At 65.7% G+C, this 24,737-nt stretch carries 18 protein-coding genes; 7 read left to right on the plus strand and 11 right to left on the minus strand.

The features are described 5' to 3' along the window. Positions 1-287: 287 nt before the first annotated feature. Positions 288-509 (minus strand): XAC0095 family protein, encoded by a 222-nt coding sequence (locus E2F46_RS15280; protein ID WP_133323451.1) that lies wholly within the window; start codon positions 507-509, stop codon positions 288-290. 385 nt (positions 510-894) lie between these two features. Between E2F46_RS15280 and E2F46_RS15285 the strand changes: the two genes are divergently transcribed. Together E2F46_RS15285 and E2F46_RS15290 are read left to right on the plus strand one after the other, a co-directional pair. Beyond that, positions 895-1,857: an HNH endonuclease gene (locus E2F46_RS15285; RefSeq protein ID WP_133323452.1), complete on the plus strand. Its 963-nt coding sequence runs from the start codon at positions 895-897 to the stop codon at positions 1,855-1,857. A 26-nt stretch (positions 1,858-1,883) separates the two neighbouring features. Beyond that, on the plus strand, positions 1,884-2,498 hold the full coding sequence (locus E2F46_RS15290) for a hypothetical protein (protein ID WP_133323453.1): 615 nt from the start codon (positions 1,884-1,886) through the stop codon (positions 2,496-2,498). A 121-nt stretch (positions 2,499-2,619) separates the two neighbouring features. On the opposite strand, the gene E2F46_RS15295 is transcribed toward E2F46_RS15290, so the two are convergent. The 5 genes from E2F46_RS15295 to E2F46_RS15315 all read right to left on the minus strand — a co-directional run bounded on the left by E2F46_RS15295 (position 2,620) and on the right by E2F46_RS15315 (position 7,784). Next, a complete protein-coding gene (locus E2F46_RS15295; protein ID WP_133323454.1) occupies positions 2,620-3,819 on the minus strand; it encodes a hypothetical protein in 1,200 nt (399 codons plus the stop codon). Positions 3,820-3,828: 9 nt separating this feature from the next. Beyond that, the gene (locus E2F46_RS15300; RefSeq protein WP_133323455.1) at positions 3,829-4,674 is read right to left on the minus strand and encodes a serine/threonine protein kinase; all 846 of its coding nucleotides are present in this window, start codon (positions 4,672-4,674) and stop codon (positions 3,829-3,831) included. Next, entirely contained in the window at positions 4,671-5,270 is a 600-nt protein-coding gene (locus tag E2F46_RS15305) for a hypothetical protein (protein WP_133323456.1), read from the minus strand. Before E2F46_RS15305 ends, E2F46_RS15300 begins: the two co-directional genes overlap by 4 nt. Before the next feature lie 86 nt (positions 5,271-5,356). Continuing rightward, positions 5,357-5,659, minus strand: coding sequence for a hypothetical protein (locus tag E2F46_RS15310; protein WP_133323457.1), 303 nt, complete (start codon positions 5,657-5,659; stop codon positions 5,357-5,359). A gap of 202 nt (positions 5,660-5,861) precedes the next feature. Then, on the minus strand, positions 5,862-7,784 hold the full coding sequence (locus tag E2F46_RS15315) for an SLC13 family permease (protein WP_133323458.1): 1,923 nt from the start codon (positions 7,782-7,784) through the stop codon (positions 5,862-5,864). Positions 7,785-8,101: 317 nt separating this feature from the next. Here E2F46_RS15315 and E2F46_RS15320 point away from each other — a divergent pair, with 317 nt between their 5' ends. Both E2F46_RS15320 and E2F46_RS15325 read left to right on the plus strand, forming a co-directional pair. After that, entirely contained in the window at positions 8,102-9,484 is a 1,383-nt protein-coding gene (locus E2F46_RS15320; protein ID WP_133323459.1) for a glutaminase, read from the plus strand. A gap of 401 nt (positions 9,485-9,885) precedes the next feature. Continuing rightward, positions 9,886-11,364 (plus strand): tetratricopeptide repeat protein, encoded by a 1,479-nt coding sequence (locus E2F46_RS15325; protein WP_133323460.1) that lies wholly within the window; start codon positions 9,886-9,888, stop codon positions 11,362-11,364. A gap of 248 nt (positions 11,365-11,612) precedes the next feature. Here E2F46_RS15325 and E2F46_RS15335 read toward each other — a convergent pair whose 3' ends face one another. Both E2F46_RS15335 and aceE read right to left on the minus strand, forming a co-directional pair. Next, positions 11,613-11,816 carry a type II toxin-antitoxin system HicA family toxin gene (locus tag E2F46_RS15335; RefSeq protein WP_133323461.1) on the minus strand — a complete coding sequence of 68 codons (204 nt, stop codon included), beginning with the start codon at positions 11,814-11,816 and terminating at the stop codon, positions 11,613-11,615. A gap of 90 nt (positions 11,817-11,906) precedes the next feature. Next, entirely contained in the window at positions 11,907-14,597 is a 2,691-nt protein-coding gene (gene aceE / locus E2F46_RS15340; protein WP_133323462.1) for a pyruvate dehydrogenase (acetyl-transferring), homodimeric type, read from the minus strand. Positions 14,598-15,040: 443 nt separating this feature from the next. On the opposite strand from aceE, the gene E2F46_RS15345 reads away from it, so the two are divergent. From E2F46_RS15345 to E2F46_RS15355, 3 genes are read left to right on the plus strand one after another with little or no spacing between them, the layout of a single operon-like run. Continuing rightward, complete coding sequence (locus E2F46_RS15345) at positions 15,041-16,849, plus strand: sensor histidine kinase (protein ID WP_243720464.1); 1,809 nt, start codon at positions 15,041-15,043, stop codon at positions 16,847-16,849. Next, on the plus strand, positions 16,846-17,286 hold the full coding sequence (locus tag E2F46_RS15350; RefSeq protein ID WP_133323463.1) for a response regulator: 441 nt from the start codon (positions 16,846-16,848) through the stop codon (positions 17,284-17,286). Before E2F46_RS15345 ends, E2F46_RS15350 begins: the two co-directional genes overlap by 4 nt. A gap of 3 nt (positions 17,287-17,289) precedes the next feature. Continuing rightward, positions 17,290-17,688, plus strand: a complete 399-nt coding sequence (locus E2F46_RS15355) for a response regulator (RefSeq protein ID WP_133323464.1) — start codon at positions 17,290-17,292, stop codon at positions 17,686-17,688. Between the two features lie 93 nt (positions 17,689-17,781). Here the strand turns inward: E2F46_RS15355 and E2F46_RS15360 are convergent, their stop codons facing one another. The 3 genes from E2F46_RS15360 to E2F46_RS15370 form a co-directional block, all read right to left on the minus strand. After that, positions 17,782-20,109: an NADP-dependent malic enzyme gene (locus E2F46_RS15360; RefSeq protein WP_133323465.1), complete on the minus strand. Its 2,328-nt coding sequence runs from the start codon at positions 20,107-20,109 to the stop codon at positions 17,782-17,784. 113 nt (positions 20,110-20,222) lie between these two features. After that, complete coding sequence (locus tag E2F46_RS15365) at positions 20,223-21,524, minus strand: hypothetical protein (protein WP_133323466.1); 1,302 nt, start codon at positions 21,522-21,524, stop codon at positions 20,223-20,225. A gap of 13 nt (positions 21,525-21,537) precedes the next feature. Next, positions 21,538-24,639, minus strand: a complete 3,102-nt coding sequence (locus E2F46_RS15370; protein ID WP_133323467.1) for a TonB-dependent receptor plug domain-containing protein — start codon at positions 24,637-24,639, stop codon at positions 21,538-21,540. Positions 24,640-24,737 lie beyond the last annotated feature (98 nt).

A 24,737-nucleotide genomic window follows, 5' to 3' on the forward strand; every position in this document is an offset into this window, starting at 1 on the left:
CGCCTGCTTTGCTACGGGAGTGGACCTGACCCCGTTCTGTGCCGTTCCGTGCCATCGGGAAAGCGTCCCAGAGGCGTCCTATCGGAGCCTGCATGTCTTCTCCTTTCCAACTCCACGCCTGCAAATCGCTGCCGGTCTACCTCATGCACGACCAACCGACGACCTGCCCCATGTGCGGGCGCCGGACGGATTGGCACGGATAGCAGCCGCAACTCCATCGTCGAGGCGGACGAGGACTTCGGATGGGTCGAGACGGAGATCGGGTGGGTCCAAGCGTCGGGAGTCATTTAGCCCGCTCTACGATGCGGCCACGTCGTTGCAGCAAGCACGCCATCGAGATCACGGGCCATGCGTTCGAAGCATTGCGCCAATGCCTCCGGCGAGACCGGGATCTCCTCGTCGCCGGAAACCACCGCCGGCTCGGTCAATCGCGCCAGCAACCGCAGATGGTCACGCAGTTGCAACAGCGCGAGGTGCGCCTGCTCGGGCAACACATAGCCCATGGGCATGGAGGATCGGGGTTTCGAAACGCGACGTCCTGTTCGCATGGCTCGACTCCTGTCGACGGAAGACCCGCCCGTGGGCGGGATGCCGGGAGGTTCGAAACCGCGCATAGACGGCGGGCATATTCCCCTTGCGGGTGTTGTATTAGCCGCCCTCCCGGCGCAGGGATCGCGCCGGTCGTGCCCAAGCCTCTGGGCACAAAAAACCCACCAGGTTTTCGGAGGTGGGTACCGCTATGCGTGGAGTTTCGACGCTCCGTGGTCAAGAGTCTGCTACTGCGTATTCGTTCCGTCAAGGGAGCTCAAAATCGGACTCAACTCTACTGCTGCACCGCAGCCTGATCTCAGCCATACGAGATGCTAGGCTCCCCCTGGGGACACACAAGCACGGATGCGCTGGCGCGACGGTATCGCTGGAGTCTTTGTGCTGCCGATTCCATTTGAAATTGGTGCGCTCTATCGCCGTCGCCGTGATATCCATGGCTTGTACGGTGGGCAGCAGCAAGGTGGTATCTCGACGCCTGCGAAGTTTCCCGTGGTGATTGCCTTCACCGGGGAAGCTGGTCATTCGCACGGGTATAGCGATAAATGGGAAAGCGAAGTGATCCTTCGCTACTACGGGGAAGGCCAGCAAGGACACATGACGTTCAGTGGCGGGAACCGCGCTATTCGTGATCACGTCAAAGATGGCAAACAGTTGTTGCTGTTTCAGATGATGGGCCATGGAAAGCCATGTCGGTATCTTGGCGAGTTCGTTCTCGTTGGAACAGAGATTGATCCTCGTGCCCCAGACACGACTGGCCGCGTCCGGAATGCCATCGTCTTTCGATTAACACCAAAGGATGCCGATTCGTCGTTCTTCTCTAATGGCGTTCGTGATCGCTCACCTGAGCAAAGCCCTCTGGACACCACCTCCACGCAGAAGCTTGTCGAGGTACGAAAGAAGCAATCGCTATTCCGTCGTCAACTCATCACGGTGGAGAAGGGCTGCCGTCTCACCGGAGTCCAAGATCTTCGCTTTCTACGCGCTAGTCATATCAAGCCTTGGGCGGACTGCAAATTTGCCGAAGAACGGACCGATGGGCATAACGGTCTGCTCCTGACGCCCCACGCAGACCTGCTCTTCGATCGCGGATGGATCAGTTTTGATGACAACGGCGAACTGCTTCGCTCAGGCGCACTACCCGATGACGTGGAGAAGCGCCTAGCGCTCAAACTCCGACCCGGGAGGAAATACGGAGAGTTTTCCGTCGGGCAGCAGAGATATTTGGAACATCATCGAAAGCATGTCTTTGAGCAGAAGTTCAAGCGGATCGATGACCCAGTGGAAGACTTGATTCAACGCCTGTCTTAGCCACCAACATCGATGCGGAGAGAATCGTGCTGAAGGATCTTGTAGACGCCGGCGGTTCTGGACTCTTAGTTCCCGCTGTTCTTTTTGTTTTGGTCCTCTACGTGATTCGCGGCGCTTTTAGCCTGCATGGCAGAAAAAGCCAGCATCGCAAAGAGTTTTTGGATCTCTGGGATGCGGATCGAATCGGCGACGACCTTTGGTTAGAGGTAACGGTCCGCCATTTGTTTGGCGTCTATCTGCCCGCCCACGTCATTCGTCTTGCTCTAAGCCATCCATCAAGCAGCCAAGCGCTGTTAGATCTTTCGGAGTTATGGCCGCTGCTGCGTTACGATGCAAGCAGCCGAACCGTGCAATGGCGGAGCAAGCGCCACCGCAGCTTGTCGAGTAAAAAATTAGCTCGCTATGTGCCGTTAGTTTGGTACTTCGCCTTCGCGATCCTCGGTGTGATGTCCGCGCTCATTGCTTATCACTCTGACCAGAATGCCTTACTTCGATGGACATATTCAGTCCTTTCGATCGTACTGTTCGGCTGCGCGATGACGCATGTAGCGAAGGATGATGCGATCAAACTTGCTGCGGAGTCAGGCGACGTCTGGATATATCGCATTAATGCGGAGGCTGTCGTACTCGACGGCTGTTGACAAATCCCGGTCAACTACAAGCGCTCACCGACCAGAGGGAACGCTGACCCCGACCGATCGTTATGGTAGGAAAAGTGAACCTGACACCGTTCTTCCTCTGCCTGCTCCTCTCGTAGTCGCTTCAAGGACGCTGGCGCCTGAGCCTCGCCCCATACGCTGCATCTAACAGAACCAGAGCCGCTTCTGAGACGTCCACAAACTCTGAAAAGTCACGATCATTACCTCGCACGCCGCCCTTCCTCAATGAAGCCAGCAAGCCTCTAGCTTTTTCCAGTACCGCCTGGACATGAAACATGGCATCGTCATAACTGGATTTCTTTGTTGCCAAGCATTGGTCTCTTAGGGAGGTCAAATAGTGTAGAAATGCATTCTTTTCACCCCAATCCACAAGCGAAGGTTGCACTCCAGAGAAAAGGGCCGTTGCGTAACCCGAATCGGGGTCTGGATACATCAAAGGCAGTACTTTCGTTCGCTGCGCGACGTCAAGCATCGGCATCTTGTACTCAGACAAAGCCTGAGGACAGTAGTACCAGCCGCCCTTGGCCCGTCTCGAAACCTCATCATCGTTCGAGATCATGAACTTCTCCGGCTGGAAAGCTCGCACGTTCAGCCACGTCCCAGATGCGATGGCATCTACACCAATCGCTCCCAGAGGAAGCATCTGGTGATTTGCGTATCCAAAAAGCACCTTCTTTCCATAGACCTTGAGGCCAGCTGCTAGCTGAAATACTCCGGCCAGCCATAGCGGATCCTCGCTGAGGTAGCTGCTTGTTGTTTCGAGAACCACGTAAATCCTATCCGGTGCCCAACCCCTTACCCGATCAATCAGCTCGTCAATCGAGGTCTCGTTAGAGACAATGCTTGCGCCCAAAGCGATGGTGGGCTGAACCTCAGACGGCGCCAATCCAATGTCCATCGCACCCAACATTTGTGACTCGTGGAAATCCCACCACAGGTCATCTAAGGATTCGGCATAAATTCCAGGAAGAATGAGCGATTGGCATCCGAGTTCTGCATTCAGGTCTTTCAGAACCTCCAGGCAATCAACGTTCCTACTATTGATGAGATCATTAGTTTTTTTTGAACCGAACTGCTGCCAATACTCATGGGAGGTCAGCCTGCCGTGGTCCGCTGCATGCAGGTAGCATTGCGGATCCACTAGAACTTCGGCAGAAGATTTTCCAATTGACTTGGCGACCTTTGCGAGCTGGGATTGCTCCAAGTCTCGCGGGCTTAGAATGACGCCACCCCCTCCCCAAGACGATATCAGCTCGTCCGCCAGCCCCATCATTCCATAGCCGAACTGCAGATAGAGTTCCACGCGCACTCCTTATGAATGGATCACCGCGCACCGAACGTCACTGAACCACTGCAAAGCGGCTCCAGCTGACTCGGGCCGTCGAGACGGGAATCGCGAGGTTAGAGCGGAAATGAAGTCCGCCATGGGCAAAGAACCAGCCACCTGTGCATCGAGGCGGTCAAGATCAAGGTCAAGCATGTGTTTAATGACAGCCAAGGCGTCCCTCTTGTTATGTAGGTATGGGTTTCGACCCAGCAACGCCTCGTACATCACGACGCCGACGGAGAAGATATCAGCCCTGATATCTATACTGTCTTTTAAGTTTCGAATTTGCTCCGGCGCACCGTATCCTGGCGTAAAAGGACCAAATCTATCTGACGTCTTTGTGACGGAGTCCATGTCAAGAAGACGCACAATACCAAAGTCAAGAATCCAGTGACTTCCTGCTTCGTCAACGATTATGTTTTCCGGCTTAATGTCGCGATGAACGAGAGTCGCCGCCTCAAACTCGCAACAAGCAGTTAACAAGGCATCTGCGAGATCAATCACAGACGAGAGCGACTGCGGACCACTGCTCAAAATGTCTCGGTAGGTTTTCCCGCTGATGAAACGTTCCAAGAAATAAATGGCAAGCGTCCCTCCTACTTCACGCTCGCCAACCTCTAGCATTTCCGGCACATATCGAGACCGTAACCTTGCAACGGCTTCTGCTTCACGAGCTGCCCTTGCGCCACTTGAGTCTGAGCTCTTTATGAGCTTCAGAACAAGACCGCCATTCTTGGTCACCCTGAAGACATGCTTTTGACCGCTACTTGCTATGAGAGCAAGAGATCCTAATTCAGGAAAGGCCTTATGCACATCTTCGATAGATATCATGCATGAGCCTCGCGATGTCCCCACATGCTCACAAGCCACGATGCATAAGATCCGGGGAGCCTCATTTTCTCGGATCTCACCACAACTTCAGTGCGTCCTTTTCCATATCGCAGTATCCCGACTCCTTCGGTTTCCGCTGCATCTTTTGCTGCAGCTGGGACTGTTCCTGACAAGAGAATGTAGCTCTGTGATGCAAACCACTTATTTCGCTGCGCTTGAATGATCGCTCGCTTCCATCCACCAATTTTGGCTTCAATCGCAATAATATCTCTTGCAAGCAGAGACTTGGCGTTCAACGATGGAACTAGTAGGTCGCCGCGTACGCTCAAAAGTTGTTTTTCGGCAAGGGAGGCGACAGTCTTGGCGGCAGCTTTGGGGGACCAGCACAACAGATCGGTGATGTTCCGGATGCGGGCCTTCGATCTTGATGAGATGAAATGGAGTAGTTTCAATTCGTGCTCTGTAAGCGATGCGGCGCCATGAATATCTGTCACTTTTAGTCGAAGCAACAGAACATCTGGCGCGCCACTTGGAAGCTCAGGCTCTTGGAAGGTAATCGCCCGCTCTGCCCAGCTGAATGGAAGTCCAGCGGCCATCGCTGCACTAATCATTTCTGACTCGGGGCCGGTCCGAGACTTCCGGAGTTTCGGACCAATCGCGGGCACGGCAAGGCCAGGACTCATCAAACCCCCAACAGGTCCGGCTTGTCCTGATCCCGCTTGTAAAGCTTGATCGCACGCGTAGTGTCCTTCGCGGTCATTTTGCCATCCTTCGCCATTGCGTCGATGTCAGCGTGGACGATGTAGTAGCGGTCCACTTCGAAGTGACGGTGCAGGCTGGCGCGCGTGTCGCTGGGGTCAAAGCCGTCGGTGCCCAGGCCGGTGTAGGTGCGGCGGATGAAGGCACGCGTCTGTTCGGTGGCGGCGATGAGGGCGCCGGCGGGGCGGAAATCAATTCGTTGTGTCACGTCGGTCTCGGGCGGCATGGATCCATCGTGAGGCTAGCACGCACCTCCAATTGCGCCAATTTCGTCTGGAGCGCAGCCGTGTCGGGTTCAATCGCGCTAGCCCTGAGGTATCGGAGCGCATGCCTTAGGCTGCCACGCGCAGCTCCATGGTTCTGCTTGGGCCGGTTCCGATTCCAGCTACGGCGAACTGCAGCCTGTCGAGTTAGGCGTGTATTCCAGTTTAAAGCGGCCAAACAAACAACAACATCGGAATCGACACCACCAGCACCAGCAGCTGCACCGGCACGCCGAGGCGCCAGTAGTCGCCGAAGCGGAAGCCGCCGGGGCCGAGGATCAGGGTGTTGTTCTGGTGGCCGATGGGGGTGAGGAAGGCGCAGGAGGCGCCGACGGCCACGGCCATCAGGTAGGGGTCGGCGCTGACGCCCAATGTGCTGGCAGCGCCGATGGCGATGGGGCACATGACGGCGGCGGTGGCGGCGTTGTTCATCAGGTCCGACAGGGTCATGGTGACCACGAGGATCAGCGCCAGGCCGATGACGGGGTGGCCCTGCGCCACGGTTTCGAACAGTACGCGGGCGATGAGGTCGGCGGTGCCGGTGGATTCCATGGCGCCGGCCACGGGGATCAACGCGGCCAGCAGCACCACCACCGGCCAGTCGATGGCGGTGTACACCTCGCGCGGCGGCACGGTGCGCAGCACCATCGACACCACCACGCCCAGCGCGAACGACACCGCCGCAGGCACGAGGCCCAACGCGGCGCCGGCGATCGCAAGCAGCATGATCAGGCCGGCGGTGATGGCCTTGCGCCGGTCGGGGATGCGCAGCGCGCGCTCGGCCAGCGGTACGCCACCGGACTCGGCGGCGAACTCGGTGATCGATGCCTGCGTGCCCTGCACCAGCAGCAGGTCGCCTTCCTGGAAGGGCTGCGAGCGCAACCGGCGACGCGAGCGGTGGCCGGCGCGCGAGATGGCGAGCACGTTGATGCTGTAGCGCGTGCGCAGGCCCAGGTCCGTCGCGGAGCGGCCCGCCAGGCGGGAGCCCGGCAGCACGGCGATTTCCTGCAGCACGATGTCGGCATGCGGCGTGCGCGCGGGGTCGCGCTTGTCGTCTTCCGTGTCGTCGTCTTCGTCGTGCGTGTTTTCCGGCGAGACTGACGGTGCTTCGCGCGATTCGGTCGTCGGCCGCGCATCGTCCGCGTCGTCGACATCCGGTTGTCCTTCTTCGCCATCGTCGGCGGGAATGTCTTCCTCCAGCTTTGCGCCCAGGCTGGACAGCACTTCGGGCAGCGCGTCGGCGTCGGCTTCCACCACCAGGATGTCGCCAGCGCGGATCACCCGCGTGGGGTGCGGGGCGTGCACGCGGAACTCGGCCTGCACCATGCCGATGACCTGCGCGTCGTGTTTTTCGAGCACTTCCTCGATCTCGCGCACGGACTTGCCCACGGCGCGCGCGCCTTCGGGGATGCGCAGCTCGGTGAGGTAGGCGCCGGGATCGAAGCCCTCCACTGCCGCCTCGCGCCGCACCGGCACCAGCTTCCAGCCGCCGAGCACGATCAGCAACACACCGGCGACCGCGACTGCCGCGCCGACCGGCGTGTAGTCGAACATCGCGAACGACGACGCGGCCTCGCCCGCCTCGCTCGCCTGCGCACGGAAGCTGGACACGATGAGGTTGGGCGGCGTGCCGATCAGCGTGGTCATGCCGCCGAGGATCGAACCGAACGCCAGCGGCATCAGCACCTGTCCGGGCGCGAGGTCCTGCTTGTGCGCCATCTGCACCGCCACCGGCATCAGCAGGGCCAGCGCGCCGACGTTGTTCATGAAGGCCGACAGCACCGCCGCCAACCCGGTCAGCGCGGCGATCGACAGCATCGGCCCGGCCGAATTGGGCAGGGCCTTGCGGGTCAGCGCGTCCACCGCGCCCGAGGTCTGCAGCCCGCGGCTGAGCACCAGCACGCAGGCGACGGTGATCACCGCCGGATGGCCGAAGCCGGCGAACGCGGCATCGGGACTCACCAGCCCCACGCCCACGCAGGCCAGCAGCGCCGCGCCGGCGACCATGTCGTGCCGCCAGCGACCCCACAGGAACAGCGCGACCGTGCAGGCGAGGATGAGGAGGATCAGGAGCTGGTCGGTGTGCATGCCGGGCCGGGAACGAAGGCAACCTGCAGCCTACGGGTCCGGCGCGAAGATGTCGTCATGGACGCCGGAGCATGCATCGACATCGGCAGCATCGGCCCGGGCATGGCAGGTGGTCAGGTGAAGCAGCGTGTCGCGGCACACGGATCGGTTCCACGTAACCCGATGCCTCCACGATGCCTTCGGGCTCGTCGGATGCCACGACGCCCATCGTAAGCAGCAGCGGCGGACCGGCGCCTACTCTCCACCGCATGCCCACGCGGACAGGTGGCGCCGATGGCGCGGTTACCATGGCTTTCCCCCCTGCCCACCGGATTCGAATGAAGTCACCGATCCCCGACTACCTGGCCGACGTACTGGACGCCGTGCGCGGCATCGAAGACGGTGCGCCCGCGGACTACATCGACGTGCTGGCCCGTGCCGACGTATCGCGGCTTGCCGTGGCGCTGGCCACCGTGGATGGCGAGGTCTACGCCGTCGGCGACCACGACGTGGAGTTCTCGATCCAGTCGATCTCCAAGCCCTTCGCCTACGCGCTTGCGATCGAGGACAACGGCCTGGACCGCGTGCTCGAACGCGTCGGCGTGGAGCCGTCCGGCAACGCCTTCAATGAACTTTCGCTGGAAGCCGGCAGCCATCGGCCGATGAATCCGATGATCAACGCCGGCGCGATCGCCACGCACGCGCTGGTCGCCACGCCCGGCGCCAGCCGCGAGGCCCGCATCACACGCTTCGTCGACGTGATGTCGCGCCTGGCGGGCCGCCCGCTGTCGGTGGACGAGGCCGTCTTTGATGCGGAACTGCGCGACGGCAACCGCAACATGGGGCTGGGCTACATGCTCAAGGCCGGCGGCATGCTCGACTGCGACCCCGGCGAGGCGGTGTCCGGCTACATCCGCCAGTGCTCGGTCAACGTCAACGTGCGCGACCTCGCGCTGATGGCGGCCACCCTGGCCAACGCCGGCCAGCAACCGCAGACCGGCGAGCCCATCTTCCCGGCCAGCAGCGTGCGCCAGGTGCTGTCGGTGATGACTTCCTGCGGCATGTACGACGCCGCCGGCGACTGGATCACCACCGTGGGCATCCCCGCCAAGAGCGGCGTGGCCGGCGGCATCATCGGCGCGCTGCCCGGCCAACTGGGGCTGGCGGTGTTCTCGCCGCGACTGGATGGCCATGGCAACAGCGTGCGCGGCGTCGCGGTCTGCGAACGGCTCTCGCGCGACATGGGCCTGCACATGATGGACGTGAGCCAGATCGGCCGCAGCCTGGTGCATGTGCTCGAAGCCACCCTCGGCGGCGGCGCACGCCAGGACGGCGAAGACGTGGTACCGATCTACGAGCTGCGCGGCGCGGTGCGCTTCGGCGGCGCCGAACTGCTGACCCGCCACCTCGCACGCGATTTCGGCACCAGTGAAGGACAGGACGATGGCATCGGCACCTACGCCGGGGCGCGCGCCGTGATCCTGTCGCTGCGCCACACCCACTCGCTGAGCGACGTGGCGCAACGCGTCCTGCGCGAGAACATCCGCCGGCTGCACGACGACGGCCGCGACGTGGTCGTGATCGACCCGTCCGGCGTGCTCGACCTCGCACCGATCGAAGCCGACAAGCGACCGGTCGCGGTGGACGACGACGAAGCCGCACGCCACCACGTCGGCGGCACGCATTGCCGGCTGGTGTCGAGCCGCGAGCCGGCGGACTGAAGGCTCGAGCTGCGAGTCCCGGGTTCGGTCGTCATGATCCAGCCCGTGGAACCTGGCCACTCTCGGGCACCTTTGATCATCGGATGCCGTGCGACGCGTGGGGGCAAGGCCGACCGCGTCCGCCACGAAACATCGCTACGGGCAGGCACCTTCGGTGCCGCATGCGCAGCACCACGTACTCGACCACCCGGCGGCAGGGGACAACTGCACGGCGCTCGTCGTCAATACACCGGGTTCCGCTCTTCGCATCGCCGACCTGCGGAAGTCAACCTGGTCCCTTCTTCCAGTCGTTTCCACTTGACCCGGCCATTGCCGCACCGTCTACTCCGGCGTTCGAGGCGCCGCGCCGGGGGGGACGCATGAGGGGACAACCAGTGGTCGGATTTCGCATCACCGCGGCAATGATCGTGCTCCTGGCCGGAGCCGTGGGCAGCCTCGCGCGGGCCCATGCCCCGGAAGAGACGTTCTATCGGCAGCAAGTCCTGGAGGCGTGGACCGCGGCGCAGGCGGAATCCTACGCACGCGCGGATTCCCGGTTCGAGGACGTGATCGCGGACGCGCGTTTCGATCAGTTGCCGGAGGACGAGCGCCGCCGCCTCCTGTCGGCCGCTGCATGGAGCGCGGCCCGGAATGCGCGCCTGCCCGTCGCGGCCGCCCGGTATGCACGCGTTGTCGAACTGGATAGCGACGATCCCGACGACTGGTATCGCATGAGCCTGGTCGCCCTGGACCAGCAGGACCGCGACACGGCCGCACGCGCCATGACCGTACTGATTGGCCGCTGGCCCGAGCTGCTGCCCAACCTGCGCCCGGACCTCCTGTACCCGCTCGCGCAGCTAGGCGACACCAGCACGGCCGAACGCGTGGCCTTCCAGCAGGCGCTGTTCGATGCCAACTGGAATGGTGGCAGCGCGGGCACGCCGAGCGGTGTCTGGTTCCAGCTGGCACGCAACCGCCTGACCCTAGGGGACGTGGATCGGGCGCGGATCGTCGCGCGCCGTATCACCGATCCGGAAACGCTGATCCAGATGCGCGCCGACCGACGCTTCGACGCGTTGCTCGACCCGTCCAGCTGGCGTGCCAACGTGACCCAGGCCAACGCCCGCGAGATCGAGCGGATGCGACTGCTGGTGGCGGTCTATCCGGACCAGCTGGAGCCGATCGTCTCGCTCGGCCACCAGCTCCTGCTCGGCGGACGGCACGCGGAGGTCATCGACCTGAGCGACGCGACCCTCGCGCGCATGGCCTCCGCACCACTGGATGCCCCACTGTTCACCGACCCGGATCGTCAGGTCTGGCTGATGAACCACAAGTCCCTGGCCCTGCGCAGGACGGGCCGTATCGACGAAGCCGTCGCCGAGCTGCATCGCGCCAGCCGCCTGGGCGAGGATGGCCTTCCGAATGTCAGCCAGGCACTCAACCTGGGCAACCTCGAGTGCGACCGCGGCCGCCCCGACGCGGCACTCGCCGCGGCCGAGAGCGCCGGCGAGGAGAACATCAGCGCCTACGGCCGGGCTGTCCGGGCGTCCATCCGCCATTGCGCCGCGCTCCAGCTCGGCGACCGAGCCGGGGCCATCGCAGCGCTGGACGAACTGTCCGGGCTCGTCGACGACGCGCCGATCAGGTACCTGGAAGCGCTGGTCTGGGACGGGCAGCCGGATCGTGCGACAGCCCTGATGCACGACCTGCTGCTGTCCGAAAGGCAACGAACGCAGGTACTGGAATGGGCGCAGGACTGCCGGCTCCCGGAACCGCTACCCATCCAGGTCCGCGAACGCGCATACAAGCAGGCCTTCCTGGCCCGCCCCGACGTGCTGGCTGCCATCAATGCGGTCGGGCGGATCGAAAGCTACGATCTTTATTGCCACGTCAACGGGTGAGGTGCTGTCTTTCAGCGTACCTCGCCAGCGTTGGTCGGCGCCTCCCGGCCCGATACCCTGGCACCAGTAGCCGCCACGGGTGACGACAAGTGGCGACAGGCGAAGACTGCTCTCGCGTGGAGGTGGCAGCAGAGGGCGATACGGCCGGAAAATGAACCTGACCTTTTTACCCCCAGCCCGGCAGGTCCGGCACGTAAGCTGCATAGTTGGACTGCGCCGTTTCAATGACCACCGCGTAGCGCAGGCGGTTATCTCCTGAGGCCGGTTTGCTTGAAGACGCAGTTGAGCGTACCGGGCGGCACATCATCACCCGGCTTGCCCGGGACAGTCGCCGGGCCGGGTTTGACTGGATGCCTGGACTGGCGGTGGCTGCCACCTTGGGCGACTTCGCTCCAGCCGTCGCGTTTGCGCAGGTCGCGGATGTCGCGGATGTCGCGGATCTTCGGTGGCATATCGCATCCTTGCGATTCGGGGCTTCCTGGGGATTCAGGAGCGCCCCCCCCGGCCCTCCCCCGCAAGCGGAGGAGGGGGTAGAGCGTTCTCTAGACGCCGATGGGGTTCGGCTTGTCCTGGTCCAGCTTGTAGAGCTTGATGGCGCGCGCGGCGTCCTTCGCGGTCATCTTGCCGTCCTTCGCCAGTGCGTCGATGGCGGCGTGGGCGATGTAGTAGCGGTCCACTTCGAAATGGCGGCGCAGGTTGGCGCGGGTGTCGCTGCGGCCGAAGCCGTCGGTGCCCAGCACGGTGTAGGTGCGCGGGATGAAGGCGCGCACCTGGTCGGTGAAGTTGCGCACGTAGTCGGTGGCGGCGATGACGGGGCCTGCAGGGCGCGATTCGATGCACTCGGTCACGTAGGCGGTGCGCGGCTTGGACTCGGGATGCAGGCGGTTCCAGCGCTCCACGTCGTAGCCGTCGCGGCGCAGTTCGGTGAAGCTGGGGCAGCTCCATACGTCGGCGGTCACGCCGAAGTCCTTGTCCAGCAGTTCCGCCGCGGCCAGCGCCTCGCGCAAAATCGTGCCGCTGCCCATCAGCTGCACGCGCAGCTCGCCCTTCTTCGCCTTGCCGGCATCCTTCAGCAGGTACATGCCCTTGATGACGCCCTCGGCCGCGCCTTCGGGCAGCTCCGGGTGCGGGTAGTTCTCGTTCATCAGGGTCAGGTAGTAGTACTCGTCCACCTGCTCCTCGATCATGCGCTGCATGCCGTGCTGCAGGATGACGGCGACCTCCCCGGCGAAGGTGGGGTCGTAGCTGCGGCAGTTGGGGATGGCGCCGGAGAGCAGGTGGCTGTGGCCGTCCTCGTGCTGCAGGCCCTCGCCGTTGAGCGTGGTACGGCCGGCGGTGCCGCCCAGCAGGAAGCCGCGTGCGCGCATGTCGGCGGCCTGCCATGCGGCATCGCCCACGCGCTGGAAGCCGAACATCGAGTAGTAGATGTAGAACGGCAGCAGCTGCAGGTTGTTGGTGCTGTAGCTGGTGGCGCAGGCCATCCACGAGGCGAACGCGCCGGCCTCGGTGATGCCTTCCTGCAACACCTGGCCGGTGGTGTCCTCGCGGTAGTACATCAGCTGGTCGCGGTCGACCGGCTTGTACTTCTGCCCTTCCGGCGCGTAGATGCCGATCTGGCGGAACAGGCCTTCCATGCCGAAGGTGCGCGCTTCGTCGCAGACGATCGGCACCGCGCGCGGGCCCACCTGCTTGTCGCGCAGGATGATGTTGAGCGACTGCACGAACGCCATGGTGGTGCTCATCTCGCGCTCGCCGGTGCTCTTGGTGAGGCGCTCGAACACGTCGAGCCTGGGCGTGGCGATCTTCTCGTCGGCCTTGCGGCGGCGCTGCGGCAGGAAGCCACCCAGCGCGTTGCGGCGCTCGCGCATGTACTGCACTTCCTCGGACTTCTCGCCCGGGTGGTAGAACGGGATGTTGCCGTCCTTGAGCTGCTCGTCGTCCACCGGGATCTTGAAGCGGTCGCGGAACGCGCGCACGGCTTCGTCGTCCAGCTTCTTGGTGTTGTGCGTGGGGTTGAGCGCTTCGCCGGCGCTGCCCAGGCCGTAGCCCTTCACCGTCTTGGCCAGGATGACCGTGGGCATGCCCTTGGTCTGCATGGCGTTGTCGTAGGCGGCGTAGACCTTGTGCGGGTCGTGGCCGCCGCGGTTGAGACGCCAGATGTCGTCGTCGGAGAGGCTGGCGACCATCGCCGCGGTCTCTTCGTACTTGCCGAAGAAGTTCTCGCGGGTGTACGCGCCGCCGAAGGCCTTGCAGTTCTGGTACTCGCCGTCGACGGTCTCCATCATCAGTTTCTTGAGGATGCCCTGGTGGTCCTTGGCCAGCAGCGGATCCCAGTAGCTGCCCCAGATGGTCTTGACCACGTTCCAGCCGGCGCCGCGGAACACGCTCTCGAGTTCCTGGATGATCTTGCCGTTGCCGCGCACCGGGCCGTCGAGGCGCTGCAGGTTGCAGTTGATGACGAAGCAGAGGTTGTCGAGGCCTTCGCGGCCGGCGATCGACAGCGCGCCCAGGCTTTCGGGCTCGTCGGTCTCGCCATCGCCCAGGAAACACCACACCTTGCGGTCGCTCTTGGGCATCAGCCCGCGCGACTCGAGGTACTTCCAGTTGCGCGCCTGGTAGATGGCGGCGATGGGCCCCAGGCCCATCGACACGGTGGGGATCTGCCAGAAGTCCGGCATCAGCCACGGATGCGGGTACGAGGAAATGCCGCGGCCGTCGACTTCCATGCGGAAGTGGTCGATCTGCGATTCGTTGATGCGGCCTTCGAGGAAGGCGCGCGCGTAGATGCCGGGGCTGCTGTGGCCCTGGGTGGCGATGAGGTCGCCGGGGTGGTCGCCGTCGGGGCCGCGGAAGAAGTGGTTGAAGCCCACGTCGTACAGCGTGGCGCTGGAGGCGAAGCTGGCGATGTGGCCGCCGAGGTCGCCGGGCTTGCGGTTGGCGCGCACCACCATCGCCATCGCGTTCCAGCGGATGATCGAGCGGATCTTCCACTCCAGCGTGGCGTCGCCCGGCATCTTCGGTTCGAGGTGCGTGGGAATGGTGTTGACGTATTCGGTGGTGGGCGAGAACGGCAGGTGCGCGCCTGCGCGCCGCGTCAGTTCCACCATGTCCTCGAGCAGCTGGTGCGCGCGCTCGGGGCCGCCGTTGTCGATGACGGCCTTGAGGGACTCGATCCACTCCCGGGTTTCGTTGGGGTTGGGATCGTTCGCGAGCACGTCGTTCAGCCAGTTCATCGATTCACTCCGCCGCAGCCCGCCGGCCGCGCTGTTGTCATGGGATTTAGAGCACCGATTCTAACAGGGGCCGGCTGCGCGGATCGTTGCGGTTTCAGCTGCAAGTGGTTGTCCCTGCGGACAAAACATCCCGCGGAAAGGATTGGCTGGAAGCGCCGTCGGAGGCGTGGCAGGCCGCACCGGTGGTCCTGCACGGAGAACACGCGGGCCATCTCGCGCGCGTCCTTCGCGCCGCGTGCACAGGGCCGCCCCATCATGGCGCCCGCATGCCTCGCCCCGCAGCGACCGATTGCCAGCCCGCCCTTCGCTCGGCGATCATCGCCTGCCTGGGGAATGGGGAATCGCGTGCAGCCAACGGAGTTCCGGGTCTCCCGGGACGTCCTGGCGCGGGGTGGCGCCTCGTGCCTTGGCACCCTTCCCCGCCCGCCACCAGATCCTGAACCTTGACCACACCTGCCCCAGCCCCCGGCCCGCTTTCGCAATGGCGCATCTATGCGCTGGCGACGGTTGTCGTGCTGATCGTGGTGGTGCCGTTCCTGCTGCTGCGGCAGGCCACGGACAGTTCCGAAGCGGCCTGGCGCTCGGTGATCCATACCACCCAGGTGGAGTCGACGGTGTTCGAGCTGGCCGGGTCGGTGCGTTCGTTGGAAAGTGCGGCGCTGTCGCTGGCGGCAGGCGTGGACAACGACGCGCTGCGCGAGCGGATCGACGTGAGTCGCGAACGCATCATGCCCGCGCTGGCGCGGCTGCAGGCGCTCACTCGCGACAACCCGGAGCAGCAGGTGCGCATCGGTACGCTGCAGGCCAGCGTGGTGCGGCGCATGGAATACGCCGAAAGCGTCATCGACTCGGGCGAGGATGCCACCGCCGCCGACATCGACGGGCTGGTGGCGCGCTACCCGATCCACCACCTGATCCGCGAGATCCTCGACCACGAACGCGAACTGCTGGCCACGCGCCAGGACGAGTCGCGCCGCGCCGACCGGCAGGGCGACTTCGCGCTGTGGGCGTCGATGCTGGGGCAGTTGCTGCTGCTCGGCGGCGTGGCCTGGTTCGGCTCGCGCCAGCTGATGCGCCGGCAGCGCGCGGAAAGCGATGCCGCACGCGCCAGCGCACGCGCCGGCGTGGTGCTGGACACGGTGCGCGAGCCGATCGTACTGGCCGACAGGGACCTGCGCGTGGTGATGCACAACGCCGCGTTCGCGGAGCTGTACGGCGTGGACGGCACTGCGAACGGCGAGCCACTGGCGGAAATCGGTGGCGGCGCCTGGCACGACGAGCCGACCCTGCGCCGGTTGCGCGACGTGCTCTCGCGCGGCCGCGAGTTGTGGGACCACGAACAGGGCCAGCACACCGCCGACGGCATCCAGCGCACCATGCTGATCAATGCGCGACCGATGCCGTTGCCCGACAGCGACGACGACGTCGTGCTGATCACCGCGAGCGACGTCAGCCTGGCCAAGGCCAACGAACGCCAGATCAGCGAGCTCAACCGCCAGCTGGAAGGCAAGGTGGAGCAGGTGTCCGACGTGAACCGCGAGCTGGAGGCCTTCAGCTACTCGGTGTCGCACGACCTGCGTGCGCCGCTGCGCCACATCGCAGGCTTCGGCGACAAGCTCGGCCGCCACTTGGGCGAATCGCTGGACGACAAGGGCCGCCACTACCTCGAAGTGATGGTGTCGTCGGCGCGGCGCATGTCCGCCCTGATCGACGACCTGCTGGTGTACTCGCGGCTGGGCCGCAGCGCGATGCGCACGCAGCTGGTGGACATGCAGTCGCTGGCGTCGGAAACGCGCGCGATGCTGGACGCCAACAGCGCCAGCGACCACCCCGACCACCGCATCGAATGGCGCATCGCGCCGCTGCCGGTGGTGGCGGGCGACGAGAACATGCTGCGCCAGGTGTGGCTGAACCTGCTGGGCAACGCGGTGAAATACAGCCAGGCCAGCGAACCCGCCAGGATCGAGGTGGCGTGCTCGCGCGATGCCGACGGCGCGCACCACTTCCAGGTGCGCGACAACGGCGCCGGCTTCGACATGCAGTACGCCGGCAAGCTGTTCGGCGTATTCCAGCGGCTGCACAGCGCCAACGAGTTCCCCGGCACCGGGATCGGACTTGCCAGCGTGCGCCGCGTGCTGTCGCGCCACGGCGGCCGCATCTGGGCCGAGGCCGAGCCCGGCGCCGGCGCCACCTTCCATTTCACCCTTCCCGCCACGGGCGACGCGCCCAATTCCAACGAGACCCCGAGATGACCGACCTGCGCACCATCCTGTTGGCCGAAGACAGCCCGCATGACGCCGAAATGGCGATCGATGCCCTGCGTGAAGCGCACCTGGCCAACCCCATCGTGCACGTCGAGGATGGCGTGGACGCGCTGGATTACCTGCTGCGCCGGGGCAAGTGGGCCGACCGCGGCGAAGGCGAGCCCGCCGTGCTGCTGCTCGACATCAAGATGCCGCGCATGGACGGGCTGGAGGTGTTGACCGAGCTGCGCAAGGAGCCGCGCTTCAAGGGGTTGCCGATCGTGATCCTGTCCTCGTCGCGCGAGGAAAGCGACCTGGCGCGCAGCTGGGACCTGGGCGTGAACGCCTACGTGGTCAAGCCGGTGGACGTGGACCAGTTCTTCGATGCGGTGCGCACGCTGGGCCGCTTCTGGGCGGTACTCAACGAGCCGCCGAAGAAGGACTGACGCGTGGCGCAGAGATCGACCCGGGCGGTGCAGGCACGGGCCCCTTGGCGTGTGCTGATCGTCGACGATTCGCGCGACGACGCCGAACTCGCGGAAATCGCGCTGCGCGATGCAGGCCTGGCGGTCGCGTGCCAACGCGTCCATGCGGCACCGACGCTGCAGGACGCGCTGGCTGCCTTCGAACCGCAGGTGGTGCTGTCGGACGTCAACATCCCCGGCTTCTCCGGCGCCGAGGCGCTGGCGATCGTGCGCGCGCACGACCCGTCGCTGCCCTTCGTGTTCATGACCGGCTCGCTCTATGCGCCGGGTTCGGAACCGCCCCCGGCCGATGCATTGGTGATGAAGGACGACATGGGGATGCTGCCGGGGTTGCTGCGCAGGCTGTTGGGCACGACCGGCTGAAGCGGCGGGAACGGGGCCGCTTCCACGCACTGCAGGTCCTGTCGCCCCCGCACCACGCTCGGCGCGGGGGAGCGGGAGCCCGGGAGCCCGGGATCAGCCCTGCGCCAGCAACTGCTTGCGGATCTGCGCTTCGACCGCCGCGATCGCGGTCATGTTGACCACCCGGCGCGGACGCGATGCGGTGGTGAGCACGTGCGCCGGCTTGCTGATGCCCATCAGGATCGGGCCCAGCGCCACGCCGTCGGTCATCACCCGCACCATGTTGTAGGTGATGTTGGCCGCATCGAGGTTGGGCATCACGAACAGGTTGGCGCGGCCTTCCAGCGTGGTGTTGGGGAAGATGCGGCGACGGAAATCCTCGTCCCACGCGGTGTCGGCCATCATTTCGCCGTCGACTTCCAGCTTGGGCGCGCGCGCGGACAGGATCTCGCGCACCTTGCGCATCTTGCGTGCGCTGGCGTTGTCGTGGCTACCGAAATTGGAGTGCGACAACAGCGCGATCTTCGGTTCGATGCCGAACAGCTTCAGCCGGTACGCGCCCTGGATGGTGCTCTCCGCGATCTGTTCGGCCGTGGGGTCGGGCTGCACGTGGGTATCGAGGAAGAACCACAGGCCGCGGTCGTTGACCACGCCGGTCATCGCCGAGGTGCTCTGCACGCCCGGGTCGAGCGGGAACACGCTGCGGATGTAGCCCAGCTTCTTGTGGTAGCGGCCGACGAGCCCGGTGATCAGCGCATCGGCCTCGCCGCGATCCACCATCACCGCCGCGATCAGGGTCGACCGCGAGCGCAGCAGGCTCTTCGCGGTTTCCGGGGTCACGCCGCGGCGCTCGGTGAGTTGCAGGTAGTGCTGCCAGTACTCGTTGAAGCGCGGATCGTCGTCCTGGTTGGTCAACTCGAAATCCACGCCGGCGCGCAGGCGCAGGCCCAGGCGCTGGATGCGCGATTCGATCACGTCGGGACGGCCGATCAGGATCGGGAAGGCCAGGCCTTCGTCGACCACCGTCTGCACGCCACGCAGCACGGTTTCGTTCTCGCCTTCGGCGTAGACCACGCGCTGGCGATCGGCGCGCGCGCGGTCGTAGATGGGCTTCATCACCAGCGTGGTGCGGATGTGGAACTGCGACAGCTTCTCGCAGTAGGCGCGCATGTCGTCGATCGGCCGCGCGGCCACGCCCGTATCCATCGCGGCCTGCGCGACGGCGGCGGCGACGATGGTCAGCAGACGCGGGTCGAACGGGCGCGGGATGATGTAGTCGGGCCCGAAGCTCGGCACTTCCTCGCCGTAGGCGGCGCCGAGGTCGCTGGACTCGCTCTTGGCCAGCAACGCGATGGCATGCACGCAGGCGAGCTTCATCGCCTCGTTGATGCCGGTGGCGCCGACGTCCAGCGCGCCGCGGAAGATGTACGGGAAGCAGAGCGCGTTGTTGACCTGGTTGGGGTAGTCCGAGCGACCGGTGGCGATGATCGCGTCGGGACGCACGGCCTTGGCCGCCTCCGGCAGGATCTCCGGGTACGGATTGGCCAGCGCCAGGATGATCGGCCGCTCGGCCATGGTGGCGACCATCGCAGGCGTCAGGATGCCGCCCGCGGACAGGCCCAGGAAAACGTCGGCGCCGGCCACGATCTCGGCCAGTTCGCGCTGGTGCGTGTGCCGCGCATAGCGCTGCTTGGCCTCGTCCAGGTCGGTGCGGCCGGTGTGGATCACGCCGCCGCGGTCGAACGCGGTGATGTTCTCGCGCTTCATGCCCAGCGCCACCAGCATGTCGAGGCAGGCGATGCCCGCCGCGCCGGCGCCGGTGGTGGCCAGGGTCACGTCCCCGATCTTCTTGCCGGCGATCTCCAGCGCATTGACCACCGCCGCGCCGACGATGATCGCGGTGCCGTGCTGGTCGTCGTGGAACACCGGGATCTTCAGCCGCTCGCGCAGCTTGCGCTCGACGATGAAGCACTCGGGCGCCTTGATGTCCTCGAGGTTGATGCCGCCGAAGGTCGGTTCCAGCGAGGCGATGATGTCGACCAGCTTGTCCGGATCCTTCTCGTCGACCTCGATGTCGAATACGTCAATGCCGGCGAACTTCTGGAACAGCACGCCCTTGCCTTCCATCACCGGCTTGCCGGCCAGCGGACCGATGTCGCCCAGGCCCAGCACCGCGGTGCCGTTGCTGATCACCGCCACCAGGTTGCCGCGCGCGGTGTAGTCGCGGGCGGTGTTGGGATCGGCGGCGATCTCCTCGCAGGCATAGGCCACGCCCGGCGAGTAGGCCAGGGCCAGGTCGCGCTGGGTCAGCATGGGCTTGGTCGCCGTGACCTTGATCTTCCCCTGCGGCGCCATGCGGTGGTAGTCGAGCGCCGCCTGGCGGAAGTCTTCGGCGGTTTCGGTGTTGGTCTTGGCGGGCGGGTTGGACTGCTTGTCGGACATCGTGTCAGGGCCGCTGGTGGAGCATGGATTCTAGCCGGTCCAGGCAACCGGGACCGGAGGCAGGGTTGTCGCGGCGCACCAAGCGCGTGGCGCGGAATGGGGTGCGGCGTGGCTCAACGCTGCACGAAGGTGCAATCGCCCGCTGCACCACCATGCGCGCGACAGGCGTCGTGCAGACGCGCGGCATCCGGGGGTCCGCCACCATCCAGCCACGCCTCCAGCGCCGCGACTACCGCGAGGTAGGTGGTGTCGCGCAGGCGGCTGTGGTCGCTCTCGTCGGTGCCGAACTGGGCGAGCAGGTGCTGGTTGCCGGCGGCGCGCACGGTGTCGGCATACGCGAGTTGCGCGTCCGCCGACACCACCGCGTCGCCGAGCGCGTGCACGGTCAGCATCGGCAGCACGATGTGCCCGGACAGGTCGGCGTCGTAAGCCAGGCGCGCGACCGCTGCGGGATCGGCGTCGAATCGTTCGACCGCGGCATTCAGGGCGTCGTCGTCACGCGACCCGCGATAGACCGTGGCACGGTTGTCGAAGGGATTGCCGCCACGCAGGTGGCGCTGCACCAGGTCGCGGAAGTGGAACGTGGCCCACGCCAGGTGCGCGACGAGGTGCGGTTCGGCGATGCCGCTCACCGCGACCAGGTCGGCCAGCCGCGCGGCCTGTTCGCGGGTGCGGCGCGCAGGTGGACGGTCGATGCCGGTGCACGCATCCACGCGCTTGCGCAACGCGTCGCGCGTCATGCGCACGTCGGCCGGCAGGCCCTGCCACAGCGGGTACGAAGCCTCGCCCGGCGCCGGATGGTTGTTGCAGATGGCCTGGTACACCGCACGCAGGTCGGCACGAAAGCCGTAGGCGCGCGTGCCGCCGGTCAACAGGCCGTTGGTGGTGAACACGCCGTCGAAGACAGGCTCGCCCTCCATGTCCAGCGCATGCAGTTCCGCGGCCTTGGCGGCGACGTTGCCGCCCCAGGACTGGCCGTGCAGCAGGGTGCGTTGCGGTCGGCCCCAGCGCGCCCAGAACGCGGCGCGGCTGTTGTCGACGTCCTCGGCGGCCACGCGCACGCCATAGCCGCCGCGGCGATAGGTGCTGCCGACCCAGGCATAGCCGGCCTGCACGAGGACGGCGTACCGCGCCAGGTCCTCCTGCGGATCGTCGCGCCCCGGCCCGCCCAGGCGCGGGCCGCCATGCGCGTGCACGACCAGCCGACGGTTCCATTCGCGCGGCATCGCCACCAGCAGCCAGGCGCCGTTGCCGTCGCGGCCGACGTGGCAGTCGGCCACGCCGGACAGCGGCGCGGGGCAGCCGGCGGGCTCGAACGCCACTTCCGCCATGTCCGCACGCGCGGGCGCGGCGGCCAGCGCCACCACCCCCGCCAGCAGGGCCGCGCCCACGGCCCGGGTCACGCACGACGGCATGCCGGCCTCCCGATCAGAACGACCTGCTCAGGTTGACATACCAGTAGCGTCCCCACGGGTTGTGCAGCGAGCCGCGGTAGCCGTTGTCGGCCAGCGACGGGCCTTCGTCGGTGAGGTCGCGCACGCCAAGGCGCAGCGCGGTGCCGTCGGCGAAGCGGTACTGGCCGTAGGCGTTGTGCACCAGCCGGCTGTCGACCACCCACGGCGCGCCCGAGGCGCCCAGCAGGCCGGGCTGTTCGAACGAGCTCATGTATTGCGACGACAGGCCGGTGCGCCACGGTCCCTTGTTCCAGGTGAACGAGGCGGTGCCCCGCCACTTCGGGCGTCCGTTCTGGCCGATCAACTGGCTCGGATCCGGCAGCGGGGTCAGCGGATTGATCGTGCCGGCCTCGCGCGCTGCATACAACTCGTTGATCACGTCGCCCGGGTCGCGCGTGAACTCCAGCAGCCGGGTCGCGTTGAGGTTGACGTTGAAACTGCCGAAGCGCGTGCGGCGCTTGTTCCAGTTCAACGCGAAGTCCAGGCCGCCGGCGGTCTGCGGCTGCAGGTTGATGAAGCCGTCGTTGATCGCGGTCACGCGCCCCACGGGGGCGATGCCGGTGCCCTCGAAGAACTCGACGTCTTCCACCGTCGGCGCATCGCGCACCACCAGTTCGTTCGCGCCGCCCTGTACCCGGTCGAGGTAGTCGACGATCAGCGCCGCCTGCGCGCCCAGCAGGCCGACGATGCGCTCCTGACGGATCTTCCAGCGGTCCACGGTGAAGGTGAACTGGCCGAACTGTTCGGGGATGAACGTCGGCTGCAGCACCAGGCCGAACGAGGTGTTGGTGCTCTCCTCCGGCTCGAGGTCCGGATTGCCGGCGACCAGCAGCGACACGCCCGAGGTGTTCTGGCCGCAGGCCGTCATCGATGCGATGCGCCCGGCGCGCAGGTCGGCCTCGCAGCGGATGTAGTCCACGCCGCTGGCCAGCCGCGCGTACTGGGTGGCGTTGGTCTGCTCCAGGTTGGGCGCACGGAAGCCCTGCGAGTACGAGCCGCGCAGGCGTACGCCTTCCACCAGGTCCCAGGCCACCGCCACCTTGGGCTTGGCCACCGAGCCGAAATCGGAATAGTGCTCGTAGCGGCCGGCCACCTGCATGTTGAGGTTGTGCACCAACGGCACGCCCATCTCCGGCGACACCAGCGGCAGCGCGAACTCGACGTAGGCCGAACCGACGTTGCGCGAGCCACGCGTGTCCGGGTTGGGGCTGACCGCCGCGACGTTGCTGAGGTTGGTCTCGCCGGTGACCATGTCGACGAAGGTGATGGTGCCGTCGAGGTTCGCGTCGCGGTCGTCGTGCTGGGTCTCGCGCCGCGCCTCTGCGCCGAACGCGATGCCGACATTGCCGCCCGGAAGCGTGAACAGGTCGCCACGGCTCATGCGGAAGTCGGCCATGGTCAGCGTGGTCCGCGACTCGCGCACGAGGTCGAAGGTGATGGCGTCGATCGCCGCTTGCGAGCTGGGCGTGCAGTCGCCCCAGCTGGTGGTCGCGACGCAGCCGCCGTTGAACGGGTTGTAGGCATCCGGCGTGGACAGTGCCAGCTGTTGCTGCAGCGCGGTCATGTTGACGTTGGGGGACGTGTCCTTGGCTTCCGCCTCGGAATAGGTCAGCGCGGTTTCCCATTCGAAGCCGTTCCAGTTGCCGCGCAGCCCCGCCAGGAAGCGCGCCTGGTAGTTCTCGACGTGCACGCGCTGGAACCCGGTATCGACGAACCGGTAGTTGCTCAACTGCACCGGGAGGCCCTCGACCGGCACGCCGGTCAGGCCGGGCAGGCGGTTGGGATTGGCCGAGCCGTCGGCGAACGTGGTGGGGCCGAACGGGTTCCAGTAGTTGCTGGCCGGGATCCACAGGCTGTTGAGGTTCACCACCGGCGGCTGCACCGCTTCGCTCACCGCGCGGTAGAAGCCGACTTCGCCGAAGGCTTCCACGGTGTCCGTCACTTCGTAACGGCCGGTCAGGTACGCGTTGAAGCGTTCCACCGAAGGCCGCACCGTGGTCTCGTGGCGGGTGTCGTAGCGCAGGTCGCGGTGGGTGGTGTTGTAGTTGGTGTTGCCGGTGCCCAGGCACAGGCCGTCGCCGAAGCCGACCGCACAGGCGCCGAAGCCTGCGGACGGCTTGACGTGGAAGGCGCCCGCGGCATTGGTGACCGCGACGCCATTGGAGCGCACCACCGGGCGAGCGCCCAGGCTGGTCCGCGCCCACGGGGTGTGCGACGAGCGCCCGTCGAGCGCGGTCACGCCGGCGAAGTCGGGATGGTCGGCGAACAGCGGGCGCAGGTCGTCGGATTGCGTGAATGCCTGGTCGGATGCCCACAGCTCCGAGCGATCGACGTAGTTCAGGAACGCGGACACGTTGCCGCGTTCGAAGTTCTTGCCGGCGAAGACATTGAACTCCCACTCGTCCATGCCGGTGCCTTCCGCGGTGCCGTAGCGGGTGCCCAGGGTGACGCCATCGAAGTCGGTCTGCAGCACGGTGTTGACCACGCCGGCCACGGCATCGGCACCGTAGATCGCCGCGGCGCCGTCGAGCAGGATCTCCATGCGGTCCAGGCCCGAGACCGGGATCGCGTTGGAGTTGAAGCTCTGCACCGGCACGGTGCCGGTGTCGGACGTGCCCTGGCTGGTCGGGTGCTGCACCAGCCGGCGGCCGTTGAGCAGCACCAGGGTGTTGCCCACGCCCAGCGAGCGCAGGTTGACCGAGTTCACGTCGCCGCGCGCGGCATTGCTGGTCTGCGGGTTGTTGGAGGCGTCGAACAGTACGTCGCCCATCTGCGGGATGGTGCGCAGCAGTTCGTCGCCGGAGATGGCGCCGGCGGCGTCGATCTCCTCGGCGCCCAGCACCACCACCGGCAACGCGTCGGTGGTCGGCGCGCCGCGGATGTGCGAGCCCACCACCACCACGCTGTCGAGGTTGGCCGCGCGCTCGCTGGCGGACGGATCGTCCTGGGCGACGCCGGATGCGGCGGGCGGATCCGCCGGCTGCGGCGTCTGCGCCAGCGCCATCTGGATGGATGCGGCCAGGATGGCGACGGCAACGGTGCCTCCGGTGCGCGCGTGGCGATGGGTCTTGTGCATGGTGCGGCTCCTCCCTCGGATACGTGTCCCGCACGGCACGCGGCGCACGGTCGTGCACAGGGCGCTGGCGGGAGGCTGGGATCGTTGTACCCCGGGCA

Source organism: Luteimonas aestuarii (genome assembly GCF_004357985.1).
In the GTDB taxonomy this organism is placed as follows: Bacteria; Pseudomonadota; Gammaproteobacteria; order Xanthomonadales; family Xanthomonadaceae; genus Luteimonas; species Luteimonas aestuarii.